The 2,910-nt window shown below is 77.5% G+C and carries 1 protein-coding gene and 1 pseudogene; both read right to left on the bottom strand.

Annotated features, from left to right (window positions below; translation table 11 throughout):
- Window positions 1-1,768, bottom strand: a pseudogene (locus IE321_RS41235) (hypothetical protein); the annotation flags it as partial.
- A 75-nt stretch (window positions 1,769-1,843) separates the two neighbouring features.
- The gene (locus IE321_RS41240) at window positions 1,844-2,764 is read right to left on the bottom strand and encodes a hypothetical protein (RefSeq protein ID WP_190226746.1); all 921 of its coding nucleotides are present in this window, start codon (window positions 2,762-2,764) and stop codon (window positions 1,844-1,846) included.
- Between the last annotated feature and the right edge of the window lie 146 nt (window positions 2,765-2,910).

Here is a 2,910-nt window from a genome sequence, read left to right on the forward strand (position 1 = left end):
CGTAGCCGGCGGCCTCGGCGGCGCGGGCGGCGAGGACGGCGGCGAGTTCGGCGCGGGACTCGGCGGCGGCCGTCTCGCGGGCCCGCTCGCTCGCGGTGCGGGCGGTCTCGCGGGCGGCGTCCCAGGCGGCGACGGTGGTCTTCTCGGGGTCGCCGGCGGCGAGCGCGGCGCGGGCCGGGTCGGCGTCGGGAGCGGAGTCGTCGAGCCAGCCGGCGCGGACGGCCTCGGCGGTCTCCTGCTCGACCTCGGCGAGGCGCTGGCGCAGGTGGCCGGCCTCGCTGCGGGCGAGCTGGCCCTCGGTGGCGGCGGCGGTGGCGTCACGGTGGGGGGCGGGGCCGGCCACCTGGAGGACGGTGGACCGCTCCTCCTCCTCGGCGGCGTGGCGCTCGCCCTCCTCGGCGGCGGAGGCCAGGGCCCGTACGAGGTCGGCGGCGGCCTCGGCGCGGGCGGCGAGGGCCGGGGCGGCGTCGCGCTCGGCCTCGCGGATGGCGGCCGCCACGCGCGCGGAGCGGTCGCCGGCCGCGCGGTGGCGGAGCACCGATTCGGCGGCCTGCCAGGCGGAGTGCAGGGTGCGGGCCTCGATGAGCTCGCGACGCTGGGACGCGGCGCCCTTCTCGGCGGCGGCGAGCGCCAGGGAGGCGTGCCGGTAGGCGAGTTCGGCGGCGATGAGGGCGCTGCGCTCGCGGGCCGTCTCGGCCTCGGAGACGGCGTGTCCCGCGGAGGTGACCCCCTGGGCCAGTTCGCCGGCCCGGGCGCGTTCCCCGGCGGCGCGGCCGGAGAGCCGGCGGGCCAGGGTCCGGGTGCGGCGTTCGGCGCCGGCGTGCACCTCGCGGGCGCGGGAGCGGGTTCCGGCCGCGTCGACGATGCGGGTGAGGAGGTCGACGGAGCCGGCCGTGAAGTCGCGTTCGGCGGTGAGTTCGGCGCGGCGGCCGAGCTTGTTGCCGAAGCCGCCGACGAGGTCGGCGAGGCCGTCGGTGTCGCGGGTGTCGGTGACCGCGCGCAGGAGGAGGTCCGTGAAGTCGGAGTCCTTCTTGACCGCGAAGAGGCCGGCGGCCTCGCCCTCGTCGGCGTTCATCTCGCGCTGGTAGCGGAAGAGTTCGGGGTCGAGGCCGAGCTCGCCGAGGTGCTCGTTCCAGCGGTCGTGGATCTCCTCCCACACCACGTCCAGGTGCGGGTACGCCTTGCCGGCCTCGGTGAGGGCGTCGCGGAAGCCCTTCATGGTGCGGCGGCGACCGGTGGCCCCGGAGGCGCCCTCGGCGGCGGGGCGGACGGAGTTCGCCTCGGCGACCGGGAGGTTGTCCAGGCTGAGGCCGGGGCCGGGACGGAAGGAGTACCACGCCTCGGCGAACTTCCGCGGGTCGTTGGAGACCTGGCGGCCGCGCCACTCGCTGGCCTTGCCGACGACGACGAGTTCGCCGGTGAGGGTGTGCTGCCACTCCAGGGCGACGTGGCCGCAGTCGTCGGCGAGCAGGAACTTGCGGAGCACGCCGGAGCTGGCGCCGCCGAGGGTGTTGCGGTGGCCGGGGAGCATCACCGAGAAGATCAGCTTGAGGAGGACGGACTTGCCGCCGCCGTTCTCCAGGAAGAGCACGCCCGCGGGGGCGGGGCGGCGCGGCGGGCCGACGGGCTCCTCCTCGAAGAACTCCGCCTGGGTGGGGGCGGGGTTCGGCACGGGGGCGCCGACGCCGCGCAGGTCCAGGACGGTGTCGGCGTAGCGGGCGCCGGCGGGGCCGATGGAGTAGAGGCGGACCCGGGACAGCTCGTACATGGCGAGGGACTCTCGTGCTCTCGTGCTCGGGAAGTTCGGTGGTGCGGGGCGGTGCGCGGGTGCGGCGCGGTGGGGTTACGCGTGGAAGGGCAGGCCGGCGTCGGCGGCGAGGTCCAGGTCGTCGCCCTCGGGCGGCGGGACGAGGGTGGCGGTGCCGTCGCTGACGGGGACGATCCCGAGGTCGAGGAGTTCGGTCAGGGCGGCGGAGCCGGCCATGTCGCGGACCTGGAGCTGGTAGCGGGCGGTGGTGCGGAAGGAGCCGCCGTTCTCGTCGCCGGTGCGCTGGAGGAAGCCGGAGTCGGTGAGGAAGGCGACGGCCTTGGCGACGATGCCGGTGGTGGAGCCGGCGAGGCGGCGGGCGTCCTTGGTCGCGCCGGTGGTGGAGCGGCGGGACCAGACGCGCCAGGCGGCCTCCAGGCCGGGGGCGTCGGTGGCGGGGTCGGTGTTCTCGCCCTCCTCCTCGGCGCGCTGCTCCAGGCGCAGGCACGCCTGGCGGACGAAGGAGTCGACGCCGTTGACGGTGAGGCGGCCGATGTAGCCGTCGTCGGCGAGGTCCTCGGGGCGCGGGAAGGCCATGGCGGCGACGGCGAGGTGGGCGAGGCCGTGCAGGAAGCGGTCGGCGGAGTCGGTGTTGGCGCGGCGGGCGTAGTCGCCCATGCGGACGGCGAAGACGGAGTCCTCGCCGGCGGTGACGGCCATGCCGGCGCGCGGGGAGACCTCCAGGACGATCAGGCCGAGGCCGGTCGCGACGGCGTCGGCGAGCCGTGCGAAGGCCGGGTCCTCCTGGTAGCGGCGGAGCAGCTCGGCGTACTCGGCGTCCCGGGCGGGGAGCAGTTTGGGCTGGAGGCCGAAGGAGACGAGCCGCGCGGCGTCGGCGGCGTCGGCCGGGGTGACCCCGGCGGGCCCGCCGGGGGCCGCCGGCCGGGCCGGCTCCTGCTCGCTCCGCGCGTCCGCGTACTCGGGGTACTCGGGGTACTGGACGGCGTCGTCGCTCACGGCTGGGGCTCCTCAGTGCGGCTCTCGTGCGGTACGGCGGGGGTGCCGGCGGCCCTCGGGAGGGGCAGCGGCACGGGGGTGACGGCGGCGGGCGGCGGCGCGGGGGCCTCGCCCGGTGCGGGCGCGGGCCCGCCCGGTGCGCCGAG

It is taken from the genome of Streptomyces hydrogenans (assembly GCF_014656075.1).
In the GTDB taxonomy this organism is placed as follows: Bacteria; Actinomycetota; Actinomycetes; order Streptomycetales; family Streptomycetaceae; genus Streptomyces; species Streptomyces hydrogenans.